A 15,794-nucleotide genomic window follows, 5' to 3' on the forward strand; every position below is an offset into this window, starting at 1 on the left:
CTGATTCTGCATCGCAAGAACGAGGCTGATTTCGGGCCTCCCGAACAGGAGAATAGCGATGCCGAATGGACAACTCGAACACGCCAATATTTCCGTCACCGATCCGGAAAGGAGCGCGGCATTGCTGATCGATATGCTCGGCTGGAAAGAACGGTGGCGCGGCCCGTCGATGAAATACGGCAGATCGGTGCATGTGGGGGACAGCAAAACCTATCTTGCCCTGTACACCGGCAGCCATGTCTCCGGGGGATATGAGAAAGGCAATCCGCTCAACCACATCGCCTTTGTTGTGGATGATCTGGATGCAGCCGAGAAAGTCGTCGCAGACCACGGACTGACACCATTTGGCCATGACGATTACGAACCCGGCCGCCGGTTTTACTTCTTCGACTGGGACGGCATCGAATTTGAGGTGGTCAGCTATGAATGAGCCGATCCTGAGACGCCCGCTCTTCAACCCGGCTGGTTCCAAGCCGCACCGGCCCGGCGGCGCAAAGCCCGTTCACAACACCGCTCTTGCCTGTATGAGAGGAAGGAGAAAATTACAGGGGACATGATTATGAAGCATCTTTCAATCGGCATCGGCGTGGCGGCAGCAGCTTTGCTGGCAAGTCCGGCATTGGCCGAAACCACGTATGTCACCGCTGACCGGATGCTGGATGTGGAAAGCGGCCGCTATGTCGCTGCGCCCCTGATCACGATCGAGGACGGCAAAATCGTTGCAGTCAGCAGCGGCGCTTCGCCAGAAGGCGCCAATGTGATCGACCTGTCCGGCCATACGCTGATGCCGGGGTTGATCGACATGCATGTCCACCTCGACGGACGGCCTGAATATGGCGGTTATAGCGGGCTACAATTCAGCGACCGTTTCTGGTCCGTCATCGGCGCTGCCAACGCCCGCAACATGTTGCACGCCGGTTTTACAACTGTCCGCAATCTGGGCGCGTCCGATTACAATGTGGTCGGGCTGGACCAGGCGATCGAGGCTGGCTGGGTGGAAGGTCCGCGGATTGTTGGCGCGGCCCACGCGCTGGGCGCAACCGGGGGACACTGCGACCAGACGTTCCTGCCGCCCAGTTTTGACGCGAAGAGTCCAGCGGTGGGCGACAGCCCCGATGAACTGCGCAAACGCGTGCGCGAACAGCGCAAATACGGCGCCGAAGTCATCAAGGCGTGCGCAACCGGCGGCGTATTCTCTCGCAATACCGCGCCCGGCATTCAGCAGCTTACACTTGAAGAACTCACCGCTATCGCAGACGAGGCGCATTTCTGGGGCCTGAAAGCGGCAGCCCACGCTCACGGAGCAGCGGGTATCAAGGCGGCGATCCGCGCAGGGTTCGATACCATCGAACATGCCAGCTATGCCGACGATGAAGCGATCAAGCTTGCCAAGGAACGCGGCACTTTCTTTTCCATGGATATCTTCAACACCGAATACACCCTGTCACAAGGCGCGGCGAACGGTGTGCTGGAAGAAAACCTCAACAAGGAACGCGAGCTGAGCCAGGCACAGCGCGACAATTTCCGCAGTGCTCACAAGGCCGGTGTACGTATGGTTTTCGCGAGTGATGCGGGCGTGATGCCGCACGAGGATGTGGGCGGCCAGTTCCGCGTTATGGTCGAATACGGGATGACCCCTGCAGAGGCTTACCGGGCGGCGACGGTCAATGCAGCAGAAGCTCTGGGACAGGCAGGCAAGGTCGGCGTGATCAAGCCGGGTGCATGGGCAGACATGATCGCAGTCGACGGCGATCCGCTGAATGATGTCAGCCAAATGACCGACGTAGATGCCGTGATCAAAGGCGGTGTTCGGGTAAAATAACCGGCGGCTTTTTAAAGCAGCGATGCCTGGCTGCTGCGCGACCACGGTTCATCCGTCCGGTCGATCAGCAGCCGGTCATTCCACGGCCTGCACAGCCGCAATGCCGCCTCGGGTTCGCCTGTAAGCCAGGTTTCGTAAGTTTCCGGCGCAAGCAGCACCGGCATACGCGAATGGACCTCGGCAGCGGTGCCGGCGGCCTCGGTCATGATCATCGAATAGCCGTCGCCCCATTCGTCACTGGTTCGCCAGATACCCGCTGCGGCGAACAGGTCGGTGCCGGGCATTCCCATCCATGTCCGGGTCATCGCACCCTTTGGGCCTTCCGCCTCCGCCCAGCCGGTCAAGGGGATCAGACAGCGCCGTTTCTGGAAACTCGATTTCCAGAAAAACCCGTCGATCTTGTCCGTCCGGGCATTGTTCACCGGCTTGGGCTTCAACGGCTGGCCCGACGCGCCCTTGCGCTGCAGCGGGAAACCCCATCCCATTTGCGTGACCGCGCCGCCTGCGACGACCAGTCCGGGGTAACCGGGATAAACCTCTCCGCCGACATTCGACCCTGCCGCTTCGTTCACAGCATCGAACCAGCCTGCCACCTCATCCGGAGTTTTCGTCATACGGTAGAGATTGCACATCGGCGTTCAGGCTCCTGCATTTCCTATCACGAAACAGGCGGCGGCCATTAGCGCCCCTGCCCAGCGATTCGACCGGAACCGGTCCAGCGGATTGGATGGGTCGTCCGGGTCGAGCGTGACAACCTGCCAGATCAAATGCACCGCAACCGGCACCAAAGCCAGCAGCGCCACCCAGTCTGCCCTGAGTAGCCAGAAGCCCAGCGCCCAAAGTCCGACCGCGCAGCCGTAGAACAACGTCACCCCGCCCTTCACGCTGGCGCCCAGTCGCAGCGCAGAGGATTTGATCCCGACTATCGCGTCGTCCTCGCGGTCTTGCAGCGCATAGATCGTGTCGAAACCGATCACCCACAGGGCAGCTCCCGCATAGATGGCCGCGATTGCATCCAGATTGTCAGTGCGGAGCGCAAACCAGCCCACCGGAAGGCCCCACGTAAAGACCATGCCCAGCCATGCCTGCGGCCACCAGGTAATGCGTTTCATGAACGGATAGGCTGCCACGAGGGCCAAACTGCCCAGCGCGACAATCTGCGCCTCGATCCGCAACTGCAGAAGGACGGTTAGGCCAATCAGACACAGGAACAGCAGCCATGCCCAAGCCGCTTTCTTGCTGATCCGGCCACTGGCGACGGGCCGCGATGCGGTCCGTTCCACCTGCCGGTCCAGTTTCGCATCAACGATGTCGTTATAGACGCAGCCGGCACCGCGCATGGCAATGCTTCCCAGCAGCAACCAGCCCAGCAAATCGAGCTGCGGACCTGCCCCTGCGAGCCACACGCCCCATGCGCAGGGCCAGAACAGCAGCCACCAGCCAATCGGTCGGTCAAACCGTGCCAACTGAGCGAGATCGCGCGGCACCTGCGGCAGGCGCGCGACAAGGCCGCGATGCTCTGTGTCCGGCACGATATCTTTAGCATGTGCCGGATTGGGGACGGTCTGATCACTCATACTTGCCTACTACCGCCTGCCGGGCTTAGTGCAAAGCCATGCCCGCTACTCCCGCATGGCCTCCGCGCAGCGCACCTCGCCTGTTTGTCGAAACACAGCTGAATCCGGGCGCCTCGATAGAGCTCGACGGGACCAGGGCCCACTACCTGTCGCGGGTAATGCGGGTGCGCGAAGGCGACACGATTGTCCTGTGCGATGACCAGACCGGCGAATGGGCGGCAACCGTGACGGATGCCGGCAAACGGTCGGTCAGCGTGGCGGTCGATCAGATGATGCGGGAACGCGAACAAGTACCTGATTTCTGGCTTTGTCCGGCTCTGCTAAAAAAGGACCGCTTCGATCTGGTTCTGGAAAAGGCGACGGAACTGGGTGTTCGCCGGATCGCCCCGATCGTCACGCGGCGCTGCGTTGCGGACAAGCTTAATATGCAGCGTGCGCAAACCATTGTGACCGAGGCGGCAGAACAGTGCGCGCGGACCGCCCTGCCCGAATTGTCGCCGGTCATCCGGTTTGCGGACATGATCGGAAACTGGCCTGAAGACCGCACACTGTTTTTTGCCGACGAACAGGGCGGTGAAGATGCAGCGGCGGCGTTCGCCTACATTCGCGGTCCTTGCGCATTGATCACCGGGCCAGAGGGCGGCTTCGATGACAGCGAACGCGAAATTCTCCGATCGCACGAGCGCGTGAAACCAATTTCACTCGGCCCGCGAATACTACGAGGAGAGACCGCGACCATCGCGGCGGTGGCGCTATGGATGGGCATCGCGGGTGACTGGACGCAAGAGAGGGGTTGAGATGCGGAACTTTACATCTGGTCAGGCGCGCGCCGGTTGCCTATCGAAACTGATATGAGCACGCGCGATACCTCAGTGGTCGATGACCCGATAATCGAAAGCCGCGACCAATTGGTCGCACCAATGCAGGCAGGTGAAAAACCGCGCGATGCATGGCGGATTGGAACAGAGCACGAGAAGCTCGTCTATAAACGAGAAGATTTCCACGCCCCGTCTTACGATGAAGACGGAGGAATCCGGGATATCCTGCTGAGTTTGCAGGACTTTGGCTGGACCCCGGTCGAAGAAGGCGGCAAAATCATTGCGCTGAAGGGTGAAGACGGCGCCATCAGTCTTGAACCGGCAGGTCAGCTTGAACTTTCCGGTGCACCGCTGGAGAACCTGCATCAGACATGCGCTGAAACCGGCCGCCATCTGGAACAGGTCAAGAAAATTGGCGAACGCTGCGGGGTCGGCTTTCTCGGCCTAGGTATGTGGCCCGACAAATCGCGGGACGAACTGCCGATCATGCCCAAGGGCCGCTACGACATTATGCTGAAGCATATGCCAACGGTCGGCGATCTTGGCCTCGACATGATGCTCCGCACCTGCACCATCCAGGTTAATCTGGACTATTCGTCCGAACCCGACATGGTGAAGAAATTTAGGGTCGGCCTGGCGCTCCAGCCGCTGGCGACCGCGCTGTTTGCCAACTCTCCGTTTACCGAAGGCAAGCCCAACGGATATCTGTCCTATCGCAGCCATATCTGGTCGGACACCGATCCGCACCGCACGGGTATGCTGCCGTTCGTGTTCGAAGACGGTTTCGGTTACGAGCGGTGGACCGATTATATGCTCGATGTGCCGATGTATTTCGTCTTCCGCGACGGGAAATATATCGATGCAGCCGGGCTTAGTTTCCGCGACTTCCTGAACGGTGAACTGTCTGTTCTGCCGGGGGAAAAGCCGCGCGAAGGGGACTGGTGGGATCACCTTTCCACCGCTTTCCCCGAGGTGCGCCTTAAAAGTTTCCTCGAAATGCGCGGCGCCGATGGTGGCCCGTGGAGCCGCATTTGCGCCTTACCCGCATTCTGGGTCGGGTTGCTCTATGATCAGACTGCGCTCGATGCAGCGTGGGATCTGGTCAAGGATTGGTCGATGGAAGAGCGGGAAGCACTTCGCAATTCGGTCCCCAAGCTGGCTCTTGACGCGCCGATTCCCGGTGGGCGCAAACTTCGCGAACTGGCCAAGGAAGTGCTCGCCATTTCACGCGCCGGACTTGCTGCACGTGCGCGGCTGAACAGCGGAGGCGACAATGAAACCGGGTTTCTTGAAACTCTGGATGAAATCGTCGCCAGCGGGAAAGTGCCGGCACAGCGCCTGCTGGACCGATACCACGGCGAATGGGGCGGCGATATCAAGCGCATCTACAAATACAGTTTCTGACAGGAAATCAGCATGATCCAGATAAATGGCCGCATCACATTGCCCGAAGGCACGCTGGAAAAAGCACGAGCAGCGATCGTCACAATGGCCAAGGCGTCACAGGCGGAAGACGGCTGTCTCGATTATACGTTCGCCGAGGATCTGACTGCGCCGGGCACCCTGATCCTGTTCGAACGCTGGCGTGATGAAGCCGCAGTGGATGCGCATGGCAAATCGGATCACATGGCGGTTTTTCAGGAGGAACTGGCCAAATATGACGGCATTAGCCGCGATATCCGGATGTACATTACGGATGACGGCCAAGCACTTTAACGCGCGCTGGGCTTCGCCTCATTCGGCAGGCTGGGCGATGACGGGGCCGCGTGGACGCAGCCGTTTGCGGATCGCAGACAGCGGACGCGTGATAATCCCGTTCTGTTCCATCCACGCGTGATATTCGCGGTATTTAGGGTCTTCCTGAAGCAAATGCGCTTCCTCCGTCCGGGCGCGCCAGTAATAGATCGCACTGACACATCCGAGGAAGAACGTGTTGCGGACCAGGTCTGTCAGCGAGTCGCTGGTCACCAGAAACGGCAGGGTCGAACACCACCAGAAAAGGTTTTTCGACAGATAGGCCGGGTGCCGCGTGAACCGATACGGCCCGTTGGTCAGCACCCCGCGATAGGTCAGGTTTGAGAACCGGATACCGAACGCAATGGTCGCCCAGGCGTACACACCTGTCAGGAACACCAGCAGGGCCGCCCATATCCATAGCAAGGTCGTGCTATCGGCAAACCAGAATGACCAGCCAGCCGTATTCACTTCGTAGGCGAGCATCCCGTCAGCACCCATGAATGCGAAAACGAGCGGCGGATAACAGATCAGCGCAGCGAGCCAGCCGCTGAGGAACGGATTGCCGCTGCGGATATGTGCATCGAGCGGGCGCATGGTGACCAGATAACCTACGGTGCCTATCTGCACATCTATCACGAACAACAGTTCGATCAGGCTGCGGGCCAGACGGACAGGGTCACTCGTAATTCCGGCTAGGTCAGCCGATACGATATAGGCAAAACCACCCGGCAAGATCGAGATCATGAAGGCGCCAAAGAAACCCTTGATGATCCATGCCCGCCAATGCTTTTTCACTTCATCAGGATCATATGCTTCCCGCCCCAGAAGCATCGCGCCGAAATGCCATGCATGGTCGCGCGGATTAACCATCACCCGGTCAAGCCAGATGACATAGGGGATGGAGAGAATGAACATCGGTATCGCCGCACCTGCGATGACTTCCATCGCGAACAGATACTGGCCGGACCAATACCATCGCGCGACGCAGTAGAGAAAACCGATCATGGCCCATGTGGCCCAAAGGCCGGCTATCTTGACGATGGATATTTCGAGCACCGTGCTGGCCGGACGGGGATTGTCCCAATCGATTCCGGTCGACGGATTGCGGTGAACCTTGTCCACAAGCACCGACCACAGCACCATCGGAATGCTCGAAAAGGCGAGCGCTGCCAGCGCCGCATACGGACCGGTCAGCGGCGCGCGCGGCCCGCCTATTCCGAAAAAGTCTGCAAAAGCCGGATAGTTACGGCAAAAAATGATCCAAGCCAGCAGGCCCAGTAGGCCCACGAAACCGGTCGCCGCCGAGACATCGCTCCTGGGCGGCCGGCTGGCGTCAGGAGTGGCAGTACCCGTGCCGGGTGAAGAAGATGTCGCGCTCATCGCACGCACGGCTAGCTGAAAAGGGTTAAAGCGAGTGTAACGACTGCACAGGCCGGACCGAAACGGCCCGCCTGGTCAGCGCACCCTCACGGTCAGCGAAACGCGTGGATCGTGCCGTCATCATCCATGATGTAGAGCGTGTTGTTCGCTACAACCGGTGCCAGCGAGATCGGAGATTTCAAATCCTGATAAAGCGCCGCCGAACCTTCTGTCGTGCTGATCTTGTACACTTCGCCTTCGGTGCTTGCGACCCAAAGGGAACCGCCTGCCAGAACTGGCCCGGTCCAGAAGATCGGGCCTTTCTTGTCCTTTTCATCGCGGAAACGCTCAAGCTGGGTCATCCAGCGGATCTTGCCGGTCGAACGTGCAATTGCGAGCAGCCGAGCATCGTCTGTCAGAGCAAAAATCCATTCGCCAGCGATCGCGGGGGTGGAAATGCCTGCAACGCGGATTTCCCAGATGCGCTGGCCGGTGACCAGTTCATAAGCCGCCATGCGGCCGCCCTGCCCCAGAGCATAGACGCGGCCATTATCAACAATCGGATCAGCATCGATATCGGTCAGAGCGCCGACTTCAGTTGAAATCGATGTGCGCGCCAAGGCATCCGACCACAGGACGCGGCCATTTTCATAACGGTACGCAATCAGTTCGCCCGAGCTGTAGCCAGCGATAACCGTGCCTTGCCCGGCTGCTGGCGCCGCAACGCCGAATACGCCCGCCTGGGCGCTGGAACCGGATTCCTGCCAGAGGTTCGCGCCGTCAGCAGAATTGAGCGCAATGATCTGGTTGTCCTGCGTCATCACGAACACGGCATTGAACGCCACGGTCGGTGATCCGCGCAGAGGCCCGGCAGGTTTTACCCGCCACAGTTCATTCCCGGTCGCAGCGTCGATTGCAGCAACCTCGCCAACACCGTTCGTCGCGTAAACGCGCCCGCTGTCATAGCTGGCACCACCGCCGAAAGCAGAGGATTCAAGATCGCCGTCGACCTTCATCTGATAGGCCCAGCGCCGCGAACCGGTTTGCGCGTCCAGTGCATGGACGACACCATCGGTGCCCACGGCAAACAGCATACCGCCACCGATCACAGGTGACGCGGCCAGACGGCGGCGATTGGTCGAGCCAGTGATATTGGCCGACCACGCCTTAACCGGATTATTCGCAAGCTGAAGGTGGCCGTTGGACTTGCTCGCATTGCCGCCCGCCTGCGCCCATTCGGTGTTAGCCTGTGCCGGCGGCAGTACGATCGAAACACCGGAAAGCGCCGGATCGACCACCGCACCGCTTTCGATCCGTGACAGGATCGGCGTGCGTTCACCCACAGTCGGCGTCGTTTTGGGATCCTTGCCGCCAAACAGGCCGCCGCTGCATGCTGCAAGACTACCTAGCAGAGCCAAACCCGCTGCCGTCTTGGCGATTGTCGAGATGTTTTTACCGATCATGGGTCTGGGTAATCCTAAATTTTACTGGGCGGGCTGCTGCGGGGCTTCGCCCGAGGCGGCAGCAACTTCGTCAAGAACTTCATCAACGTCTTCGATTGCATCAACCCCGAGCAGGCCGGCAAGCTGGCGGGTGCGCGACCGCATGGAATCGGGCACTTCGTCATTCTTCGAAATTTCCGCAAACAGAGCTCCGGCTTCCTTGCGTTTGCCTTGCTCGAGATAAGCCATCGCGACCATTTCACCGGCGCTGCCGAACCACGCATTGCCGGGTTCTACCATCGGCTTGAGCCGGGTGATCACATCTTCGGGTTTCATGGTATCGAATTTGGCGGAAACTTCACGGATCGTGGCCAATTCGCGGAGCAGTTGCGGTGCATCGGTGTCGGCAGCGATCTGGGCGAACAGACGCGCGCCCTCCTCGGTCTTGCCCTGTTCCATCGCGATCCCGGCCTGCAGCATCATGGCGTTCGCCTTGACCCCTGCATCGCCGCCATCCACCAGAGTGCTGAGCGTAGTAGTGGCAGTGTCGAGGTTGCCAGCTTCCAACTGATCCAGCGCGCTGGTCATCGTTTCCGACTGCTGTTCCAAAGCAGATTCCTGCTGCCCATCCCAGTAGAGGTAACCCGCGAACGCCGCGAGGCCGATCAAAACGACCGCAAGAAGCGGCTTGCCATAGCGAGCGACAAGGTCGGAAAATTCATCCTGCCGGACAGCTTCGTCGACTTCGCGCATCAGGACATCTTCCTGTGCGGCGGCGCGATCCTTGCGCTGGTCAGAGGGATTGGCGGGTGTCGTTGGTGTCAGGGCCAAGGGTGGCTCATCCGATTTGCTGCAAAATAAGGGTTTCGCGTCTTTAGACGATGGGCGCAGTGATGCAATTCATGTTTGCAACCCTGTCCCCCACCGCGTGAACCGGCAATTAAGGTAATCTGTCCGCTGAAGCCGGTAATTTGATGCCCATCGCGGAGCTGTAGAGCCGCCGATACGCGTCGATCATCACCTTCTGGTCATACTCTGCCGCAGCCTTCACCCGGTTGGCCTCGCCAATTTCGCGTCGCAATTTCCGGTCCGCTGCAAGTTCGCGGAGCGCCGCCGCCAATGGCTGCGTATCGGCATCTTTGCCCTTGCATGATCTTATGAACGGGCGGTTCTGGTCGCTGACCATTTCCGCAATATCGCCAACATCGGTGGCTGCAACCGGCACCGATGCCGCCATCGCCTCGATCACGGAAATCGGGAATTGTTCGCTGTCGGACGACAAAGCGAATATATCGAACAGGCCCATGATCCTGGCCGGTTCGCTTGCAAACCCGGGCAGGTGAACCCGGTGCCCTACATCCAGCCGGAATGCCTCATCGCGAATCGCGTCTTCTTCCGGCCCTTCACCTACGATGACCAATTGCCATTCTTCCGGCAGGTCTGCGAATGCGCGCACCAGCCGCTTCAGGTTCTTGACCGGCCTCAAGCCTGCAAGCGTGCCGACCCAATATTCATCGCTTCGTTTTACGACACCGCGCAGCGCGTCGGGTTTGGGCACCTTGGCAAATGCTTTGGTGTCGATGCCGTTCGATATCCGTTTAACCCGGCCCATTGGCTGCTGCCATGTGTCGAGCGCGATTTCCTCCAGCACTTCGGACGGAATAACCAGGCCCGACGCCTTGCCCAGCGCGATCCGGCGATACCAGTTGCGGGTCGGTTTCAGGCGCTCGCGCTCATCCTCGTTGAACCCGTCTTCATGATGGATCAGCGGGGGAAGCCCCATCGCATTGCTGAACAGCGTATGCGCCATCACCGCGTCCATCGCGCCCCAATTATACGTCAGCACCAGATCATAACCCTGCATGGCGCTGGCGATCTTGTGCAGCCGGCCCGGGGTGGGACGCCCCTTCAGCGGCGGGAAATTGCGGGGGTACGTGACCGGAATGCCCTTCGATATCAGCTGGGAGGCGCCCATTCTATCCGGTTCAGCCGAAACTATTGTGTGCGAAACACCCGGTCCGAAGGCATTGATGAGCTGCGCACAGCGGACTTCTTTTCCGCCAGCCGAAAAGGTCGAGTGCAGATGCAGGATCCGTGGCGGATCAGACCGGTCAACGCTCATCAGATTCTGGCAAGCAGATCGTCGATCGCCTTGACCGCGACCGGTTCTTCCAACAGCGGTGCGTGTCCCACATCGGGCACGGTAACCGCTGATGCATCGGGCAGCCGCCGCTGCATTTCCGCCAGCGTTTCTTTTGAAAACAGGTCTGACAACGCGCCGCGTACGATCAAGACCGGGCGCCCTGCCAGCGCGTCCAGTGCGGGCCACAAATCTGGCGGGGCGGCGCTGTCCGGCTCCTGAAATGGTTCGGCGATGCTCATGTCATAGTCGAAGCCGATCCGGCCATTCTGTTGAACCACCATGCCGCGTTTCGCCATCGTCAGCCAATCCTCGATCGCGAAGGCAGGATACGAGGGTGAATGAACCTCCTGGAGCGCGCGCGCAGCATGCATCCACGATGGATAGCTGCGGCCCTGCCCAACATATTCGCGAATCCGGTCTATCCCGCCAGTGTCCACAACAGGTCCGATGTCGTTCAGAACCGCCCCGGCAATCCGGTCCGCGTTCATGCCTGCCATGATCATTGTCATCAGACCGCCAAGCGAAGTTCCAATCGCGACGAACCGCTCAATTCCTTCCTGAGCAAGCAATGCCTCCACATCGATAACGTAGTTCAGCGGATTGTAAGTGGCCGAATCTTTTGCGTATTCGCTGTCGCCGCGTCCGCGCATTTCCGGCACCAGCACACGCCGCTTTTCCGACAGGCGTTCCGCCAACACCTCGAAATCGCGTGAATTGCGGGTCAGGCCATGCAGGCACAGAACAGGCGGGTGTTCCTCGCCGTCGCTGCTGCTGCGCGCAGGGTAATCGCGAAAATGAAGTTTGAGGCCGTCAGGGCTTACCCAGAAACGGTCGGTGTAGGCTTTATCCATTGTGGCGAGCTGTTTCCCATGGTCAGACACACGCGCTCCTTGCGAATTGCAGCGCGTTTCCCCACTATCGCCTGATGAAGGCCGAACCGCAAGCCGCCAACTATCGGCCAGACCCCGCAATCTCAGAACTTGCCGGCTGGCTGGGTGATGCCGTGGATGCGGCTGATTTTCCGCAAACCATTGTCAGGTTTCGCAACGACCGGGCAGCCGCCACCGTCGGACTTTCCGGCCTCGACGATACGGAGTGGCAACGCCATTTCGGGCGGTTCGAGCCTTTAGAAGGCAATCTGCCCCGCCCTCTCGCGCTGAAATATCACGGGCATCAGTTTCGCACCTACAATCCGGAGATCGGCGACGGCCGGGGATTTCTGTTCGCGCAGATGCATAGCGCGGATGGCCGTCTGCTGGACCTTGGCACCAAGGGATCGGGAACGACGCCCTACAGCCGCACCGCCGATGGCCGGTTGACGCTGAAAGGCGGGGTCCGCGAAATCCTGGCGACTGAAATGCTGGAGGCCCTGGGGGTCTACACCTCGAAAACGTTCTCCATCGTCGAAACGGGCGAGGAACTGTGGCGCGGCGACGAGCCATCTCCCACCCGTTCGGCGGTGATGACACGTCTGAGCCACGGGCATATCCGCATCGGCACCTTCCAGCGGCTCGCAGCCTTGGAAGAGAGCGATCACATGGCGCAGCTGGTCGATTACTGCCTGAAACAATATCCCGGCCCGCCGCCGCCCGCAGACGCGCCAGGCCGCGATGAGCCTGCGGTGCAGTTGATGCATCTGGTCGTGGAAAGAATGGCCGATCTTGCCGCTGCATGGATGGTTGCAGGTTTCGTCCACGGCGTTCTCAACACCGACAACATGAACATTACCGGCGAAAGTTTCGATTACGGGCCGTGGCGCTGGCTGCCCAAATGGGACCCGGCCTTTACCGCCGCATATTTCGATCAGACCGGCCTTTACGCCTTCGGCCGTCAGCCAGAGGCGCTGCACTGGAATTGCGGGCAGTTTGCGGTTGCGCTGCGATCGCTGGCCGATGCGCGCCCCTTGCTTGCCGCGATGGAGCGGTTTGGCCCGCTCTATATGGACGCAGTCGCACGCCGCTGGTGCTGGCGTCTGGGCGTTGTTCAGGCCAGCCCGGAAACCGATGCAGCACTCGTTGCCGCTTGCGAGAAGGAAATGCGCGAAACCGGCGAAAGCGTGGACGATTTCTTCTATCGCAACCGCGCCGGCAAAGGTTCGACTGGCGGGGTAGCAAGCGTAATTGCCGAATACGATCCCGCAGGCCCCGATCATCCATACTGGGGTGAAGGCGCACCGCAATCGATGCTGATCGACGAGGTTGAAACCCTGTGGTCAGCAATCGCTGAACGTGATGATTGGGCTCCGCTGCAGGCCAAAGTCGATGCGGTCAGGCGTATGGGCGATGCGCACGGTGTGCCGCCGCGACCTGCCGGGCATTCCGGCTGATGCTTATTCATAGATAATCATGCGAGCGCCAATCTGCCGGGGCCTAAAATGATAGTTATGCGCAGTCAGGCCGCTCCAGCCTGTTGGCAGTCTGCCGAGTAAATTTGACCCGCTGGAAACTCTAGCTAGAAGCGAAGTGCTTCGGGCTGGAATTACCGCCTGTAAAGCCAATATAATGAATGCTTGTATGCGAGTGAGGACGACACGCGTGGCTGATAACGAGATCATTTCCTTCGAACCGGCGACGGGGGAAGAGCTTTGGCGGCGCAAGGTCGACGATGTCGATGCAGCGGTCGACCGTGCGCGCCGTGCATGGCCCGCCTGGGCCGCGCAGCCACTTGCCACACGAATCGAACTGGTACGCCGGTTTGCCAATGAAGTGCGCAAGGCATCGGACGAGATGGCCGAGCTAATCTCGAAAGAAACCGGCAAACCGCTGTGGGAAGCGCGTACCGAAGTCGAGGCCGTCATAAACAAGGTCGAGATTTCCGTGAACGCCTATGCAGAGCGGACCGGACAGAAAAGGCTCGACGGGGCGCTGCAGGGTTCATCCGCGGTACGGCACAAGCCGCACGGCGTGATGGTCGTGCTCGGCCCTTACAACTTCCCTGCCCACCTGCCCAACGGACACATCGTGCCAGCTCTGATCGCGGGCAATGTGGTGATTTTCAAGCCAAGCGAGAAGACACCGGCCGTTGGCGAATTGCTGATGACCTGCTTCAACCGCGCCGGAATTTCTGCCGCTGTCGCACAATTCGTCGTGGGCGGCCCGGAAGAAGGCAAGGCGCTGGTCGCGCATCGCGGGGTCAATGGCGTGCTGTTCACCGGGTCTGCACAGGCAGGCATTGCGATCAACAAGCGGCTAGCCAACAATCCGGGCAAGATCGTCGCGCTGGAAATGGGCGGCAACAATCCGATCGTCGTGATAGACACGCCGAAGATCACCGATGCGGCGACTTTGATCGTCCAGTCGGCGTTCACCAGTGCAGGGCAGCGCTGCACCGCCGCGCGCCGCCTGATCATCAAGGAAAGCATGTACGAACCGGTCATCACCGAGCTGAAATCGCTTGTTAGCCGGATAATCGTGGATGAGCCCTTTGCCGATCCCGCCCCTTTCATGGGTCCGGTTATCGACAACATGGCGGCAGAGCAGCTTGTAGAAAGCTTTCTCTATTTCCTGTCGAATGGCGGAAAGGCAATTCGCCACATGACCCGCCCGAAAGACGACCTGCCGTTCCTCTCGCCCGCGATAATCGATACAACGGAAATGTCGGACCGGCCCGATGTCGAACTGTTTGGCCCGCTGCTTCAGGTGATCAAGGTCAAGGATTTCGACGCGGCAATCAAGGAAGCGAACCGGACGCGATTTGGCCTTTCAGCCTCGCTGATAGGAGGCAGCCCGCAGGATTACAACCGCTTCTGGGCGAATGTACGCGCCGGGATCATCAACTGGAACCGGCCGACAAACGGTGCGTCATCAAGCGCGCCATTCGGCGGATTGGGATTGTCAGGCAACCACCGACCGGCAGCATTCTATGCCGCTGACTATTGTGCCTATCCCGTTGCCAGCACCGAGATGGAACAACCGCGTGCCAATATCGGAGTCGGCCTGGGCGACAGCTGAGCGGCTGATCAACTGCCGCTGGTCACCAGGTCAACTTCGGTCAGGCCGTTGGAGAGCTTGCGCGCATAGATCACATACGACGCATCGCCTTTGGTACCGGACACGATGTTGTCGCCGCCGCGCAGCACATGTTCTGCGGAATATCCGCCAGTGACCGCACGGCTGTAATAGAACGCCAGCACTTCTTCCATCGGCACCGGCGTGAGGTAATTCACCACGCGAAGCGCGCAATCGCCCATGTCGGTGCCCGCAGCTTCCTTAGTGGTACCGCGTGGATAGACCGGGAAAATCGCTGGCAACTTTGCTGCCCAGGACGCTGAATACTTTACACTTTCAGAACAATTTGCCCCGCCCGGCGAGACCGCGGCGCGGGCCGCTGCTGTCAGTGCAGCACTGTCGGGCAGCGCGCCTTCCATTTTCTTCGCAGCCGGAAGCTCTTTCAGTCCGTCACTGCCACCAACCAGCGCAAAGGCTGCATCGCGTGCCGCCTGGATCGCTTCGGGTGTCATGTTTTCCTTGGGTATCGACTGGTCGGTTCCGCCAGTCAGGGCAGCATTGCCCTCGTTCTGGCCCGCCAGGTCGGGATCGACCATGATTTGATCGTTAAGAGCTTGCTCCGATGCCGGGTCCATCGTCCCATCGGCGGCGCCCTCCGGTGTGTCGTCACAGGCCGCCAGCAACAGCATGGGCGCGAGAGCGGCAGACAACATAAGGCGTTTCGATACGGGCTTCGACATGAGCGGGACTCCATCCAGGAAAATCAATTTCCACTCGCCTCGCCTGCCAAGGTTAATCAAACGCTACCAGACATGGTTAAGATTTGCGCTGTCCCTATTAGGGATGGTTTTGCCCGCAATTCCTACACTTCCTGAAGTTCCCGCAATCGTACGCAAAGAAGCGCCCGGCCGCCTGAATGACGACCGGACGCTTCACACGGATCGGTGGG

15 protein-coding genes are annotated in these 15,794 nt (G+C 59.8%); 7 read left to right on the forward strand and 8 right to left on the reverse strand.

Features of this window, described 5'->3' with window-relative positions; translation table 11 throughout:
* Window positions 1-58: 58 nt before the first annotated feature.
* Together GRI43_RS06245 and GRI43_RS06250 are read left to right on the forward strand one after the other, a co-directional pair.
* Window positions 59-430, forward strand: a complete 372-nt coding sequence (locus GRI43_RS06245) for a VOC family protein (RefSeq protein WP_160730159.1) — start codon at window positions 59-61, stop codon at window positions 428-430.
* Window positions 431-559: 129 nt separating this feature from the next.
* Entirely contained in the window at window positions 560-1,822 is a 1,263-nt protein-coding gene (locus GRI43_RS06250; protein ID WP_160730160.1) for a Xaa-Pro dipeptidase, read from the forward strand.
* A gap of 11 nt (window positions 1,823-1,833) precedes the next feature.
* Here GRI43_RS06250 and GRI43_RS06255 read toward each other — a convergent pair whose 3' ends face one another.
* Window positions 1,834-2,454 (reverse strand): SOS response-associated peptidase, encoded by a 621-nt coding sequence (locus GRI43_RS06255; RefSeq protein WP_160730161.1) that lies wholly within the window; start codon window positions 2,452-2,454, stop codon window positions 1,834-1,836.
* 6 nt (window positions 2,455-2,460) lie between these two features.
* Window positions 2,461-3,399, reverse strand: a complete 939-nt coding sequence (ubiA, locus tag GRI43_RS06260) for a 4-hydroxybenzoate octaprenyltransferase (RefSeq protein ID WP_160730162.1) — start codon at window positions 3,397-3,399, stop codon at window positions 2,461-2,463.
* A 38-nt stretch (window positions 3,400-3,437) separates the two neighbouring features.
* On the opposite strand from ubiA, the gene GRI43_RS06265 reads away from it, so the two are divergent.
* The 3 genes from GRI43_RS06265 to GRI43_RS06275 are packed head-to-tail and all read left to right on the forward strand — an operon-like array spanning window position 3,438 to window position 5,933.
* Window positions 3,438-4,196, forward strand: coding sequence for a 16S rRNA (uracil(1498)-N(3))-methyltransferase (locus GRI43_RS06265; protein ID WP_160730163.1), 759 nt, complete (start codon window positions 3,438-3,440; stop codon window positions 4,194-4,196).
* A gap of 54 nt (window positions 4,197-4,250) precedes the next feature.
* Window positions 4,251-5,621: a glutamate--cysteine ligase gene (locus GRI43_RS06270; protein ID WP_160730164.1), complete on the forward strand. Its 1,371-nt coding sequence runs from the start codon at window positions 4,251-4,253 to the stop codon at window positions 5,619-5,621.
* Window positions 5,622-5,633: 12 nt separating this feature from the next.
* On the forward strand, window positions 5,634-5,933 hold the full coding sequence (locus GRI43_RS06275) for a putative quinol monooxygenase (RefSeq protein WP_160730165.1): 300 nt from the start codon (window positions 5,634-5,636) through the stop codon (window positions 5,931-5,933).
* Window positions 5,934-5,951: 18 nt separating this feature from the next.
* Here GRI43_RS06275 and GRI43_RS06280 read toward each other — a convergent pair whose 3' ends face one another.
* From GRI43_RS06280 to GRI43_RS06300, 5 genes are all read right to left on the reverse strand, one after another.
* Window positions 5,952-7,334, reverse strand: coding sequence for a methyltransferase family protein (locus GRI43_RS06280; protein WP_160730166.1), 1,383 nt, complete (start codon window positions 7,332-7,334; stop codon window positions 5,952-5,954).
* Window positions 7,335-7,426: 92 nt separating this feature from the next.
* On the reverse strand, window positions 7,427-8,776 hold the full coding sequence (locus tag GRI43_RS06285) for an outer membrane protein assembly factor BamB family protein (RefSeq protein WP_160730167.1): 1,350 nt from the start codon (window positions 8,774-8,776) through the stop codon (window positions 7,427-7,429).
* Between the two features lie 21 nt (window positions 8,777-8,797).
* Complete coding sequence (locus tag GRI43_RS06290; protein ID WP_160730168.1) at window positions 8,798-9,586, reverse strand: tetratricopeptide repeat protein; 789 nt, start codon at window positions 9,584-9,586, stop codon at window positions 8,798-8,800.
* 109 nt (window positions 9,587-9,695) lie between these two features.
* Window positions 9,696-10,877, reverse strand: a complete 1,182-nt coding sequence (locus tag GRI43_RS06295) for a glycosyltransferase family 4 protein (RefSeq protein ID WP_160730169.1) — start codon at window positions 10,875-10,877, stop codon at window positions 9,696-9,698.
* Entirely contained in the window at window positions 10,877-11,749 is an 873-nt protein-coding gene (locus GRI43_RS06300) for an alpha/beta fold hydrolase (RefSeq protein WP_160730673.1), read from the reverse strand. Before GRI43_RS06300 ends, GRI43_RS06295 begins: the two co-directional genes overlap by 1 nt.
* Window positions 11,750-11,823: 74 nt before the next feature.
* Here GRI43_RS06300 and GRI43_RS06305 point away from each other — a divergent pair, with 74 nt between their 5' ends.
* Entirely contained in the window at window positions 11,824-13,224 is a 1,401-nt protein-coding gene (locus GRI43_RS06305; RefSeq protein ID WP_160730170.1) for a protein adenylyltransferase SelO family protein, read from the forward strand.
* A 208-nt stretch (window positions 13,225-13,432) separates the two neighbouring features.
* A complete protein-coding gene (gene astD, locus GRI43_RS06310; protein ID WP_420849979.1) occupies window positions 13,433-14,848 on the forward strand; it encodes a succinylglutamate-semialdehyde dehydrogenase in 1,416 nt (471 codons plus the stop codon).
* Window positions 14,849-14,856: 8 nt separating this feature from the next.
* On the opposite strand, the gene GRI43_RS06315 is transcribed toward astD, so the two are convergent.
* Window positions 14,857-15,585, reverse strand: a complete 729-nt coding sequence (locus tag GRI43_RS06315) for a hypothetical protein (RefSeq protein WP_235903619.1) — start codon at window positions 15,583-15,585, stop codon at window positions 14,857-14,859.
* Between the last annotated feature and the right edge of the window lie 209 nt (window positions 15,586-15,794).

Source organism: Pontixanthobacter luteolus, from assembly GCF_009828095.1.
Taxonomy (GTDB): Bacteria; Pseudomonadota; Alphaproteobacteria; order Sphingomonadales; family Sphingomonadaceae; genus Pontixanthobacter; species Pontixanthobacter luteolus.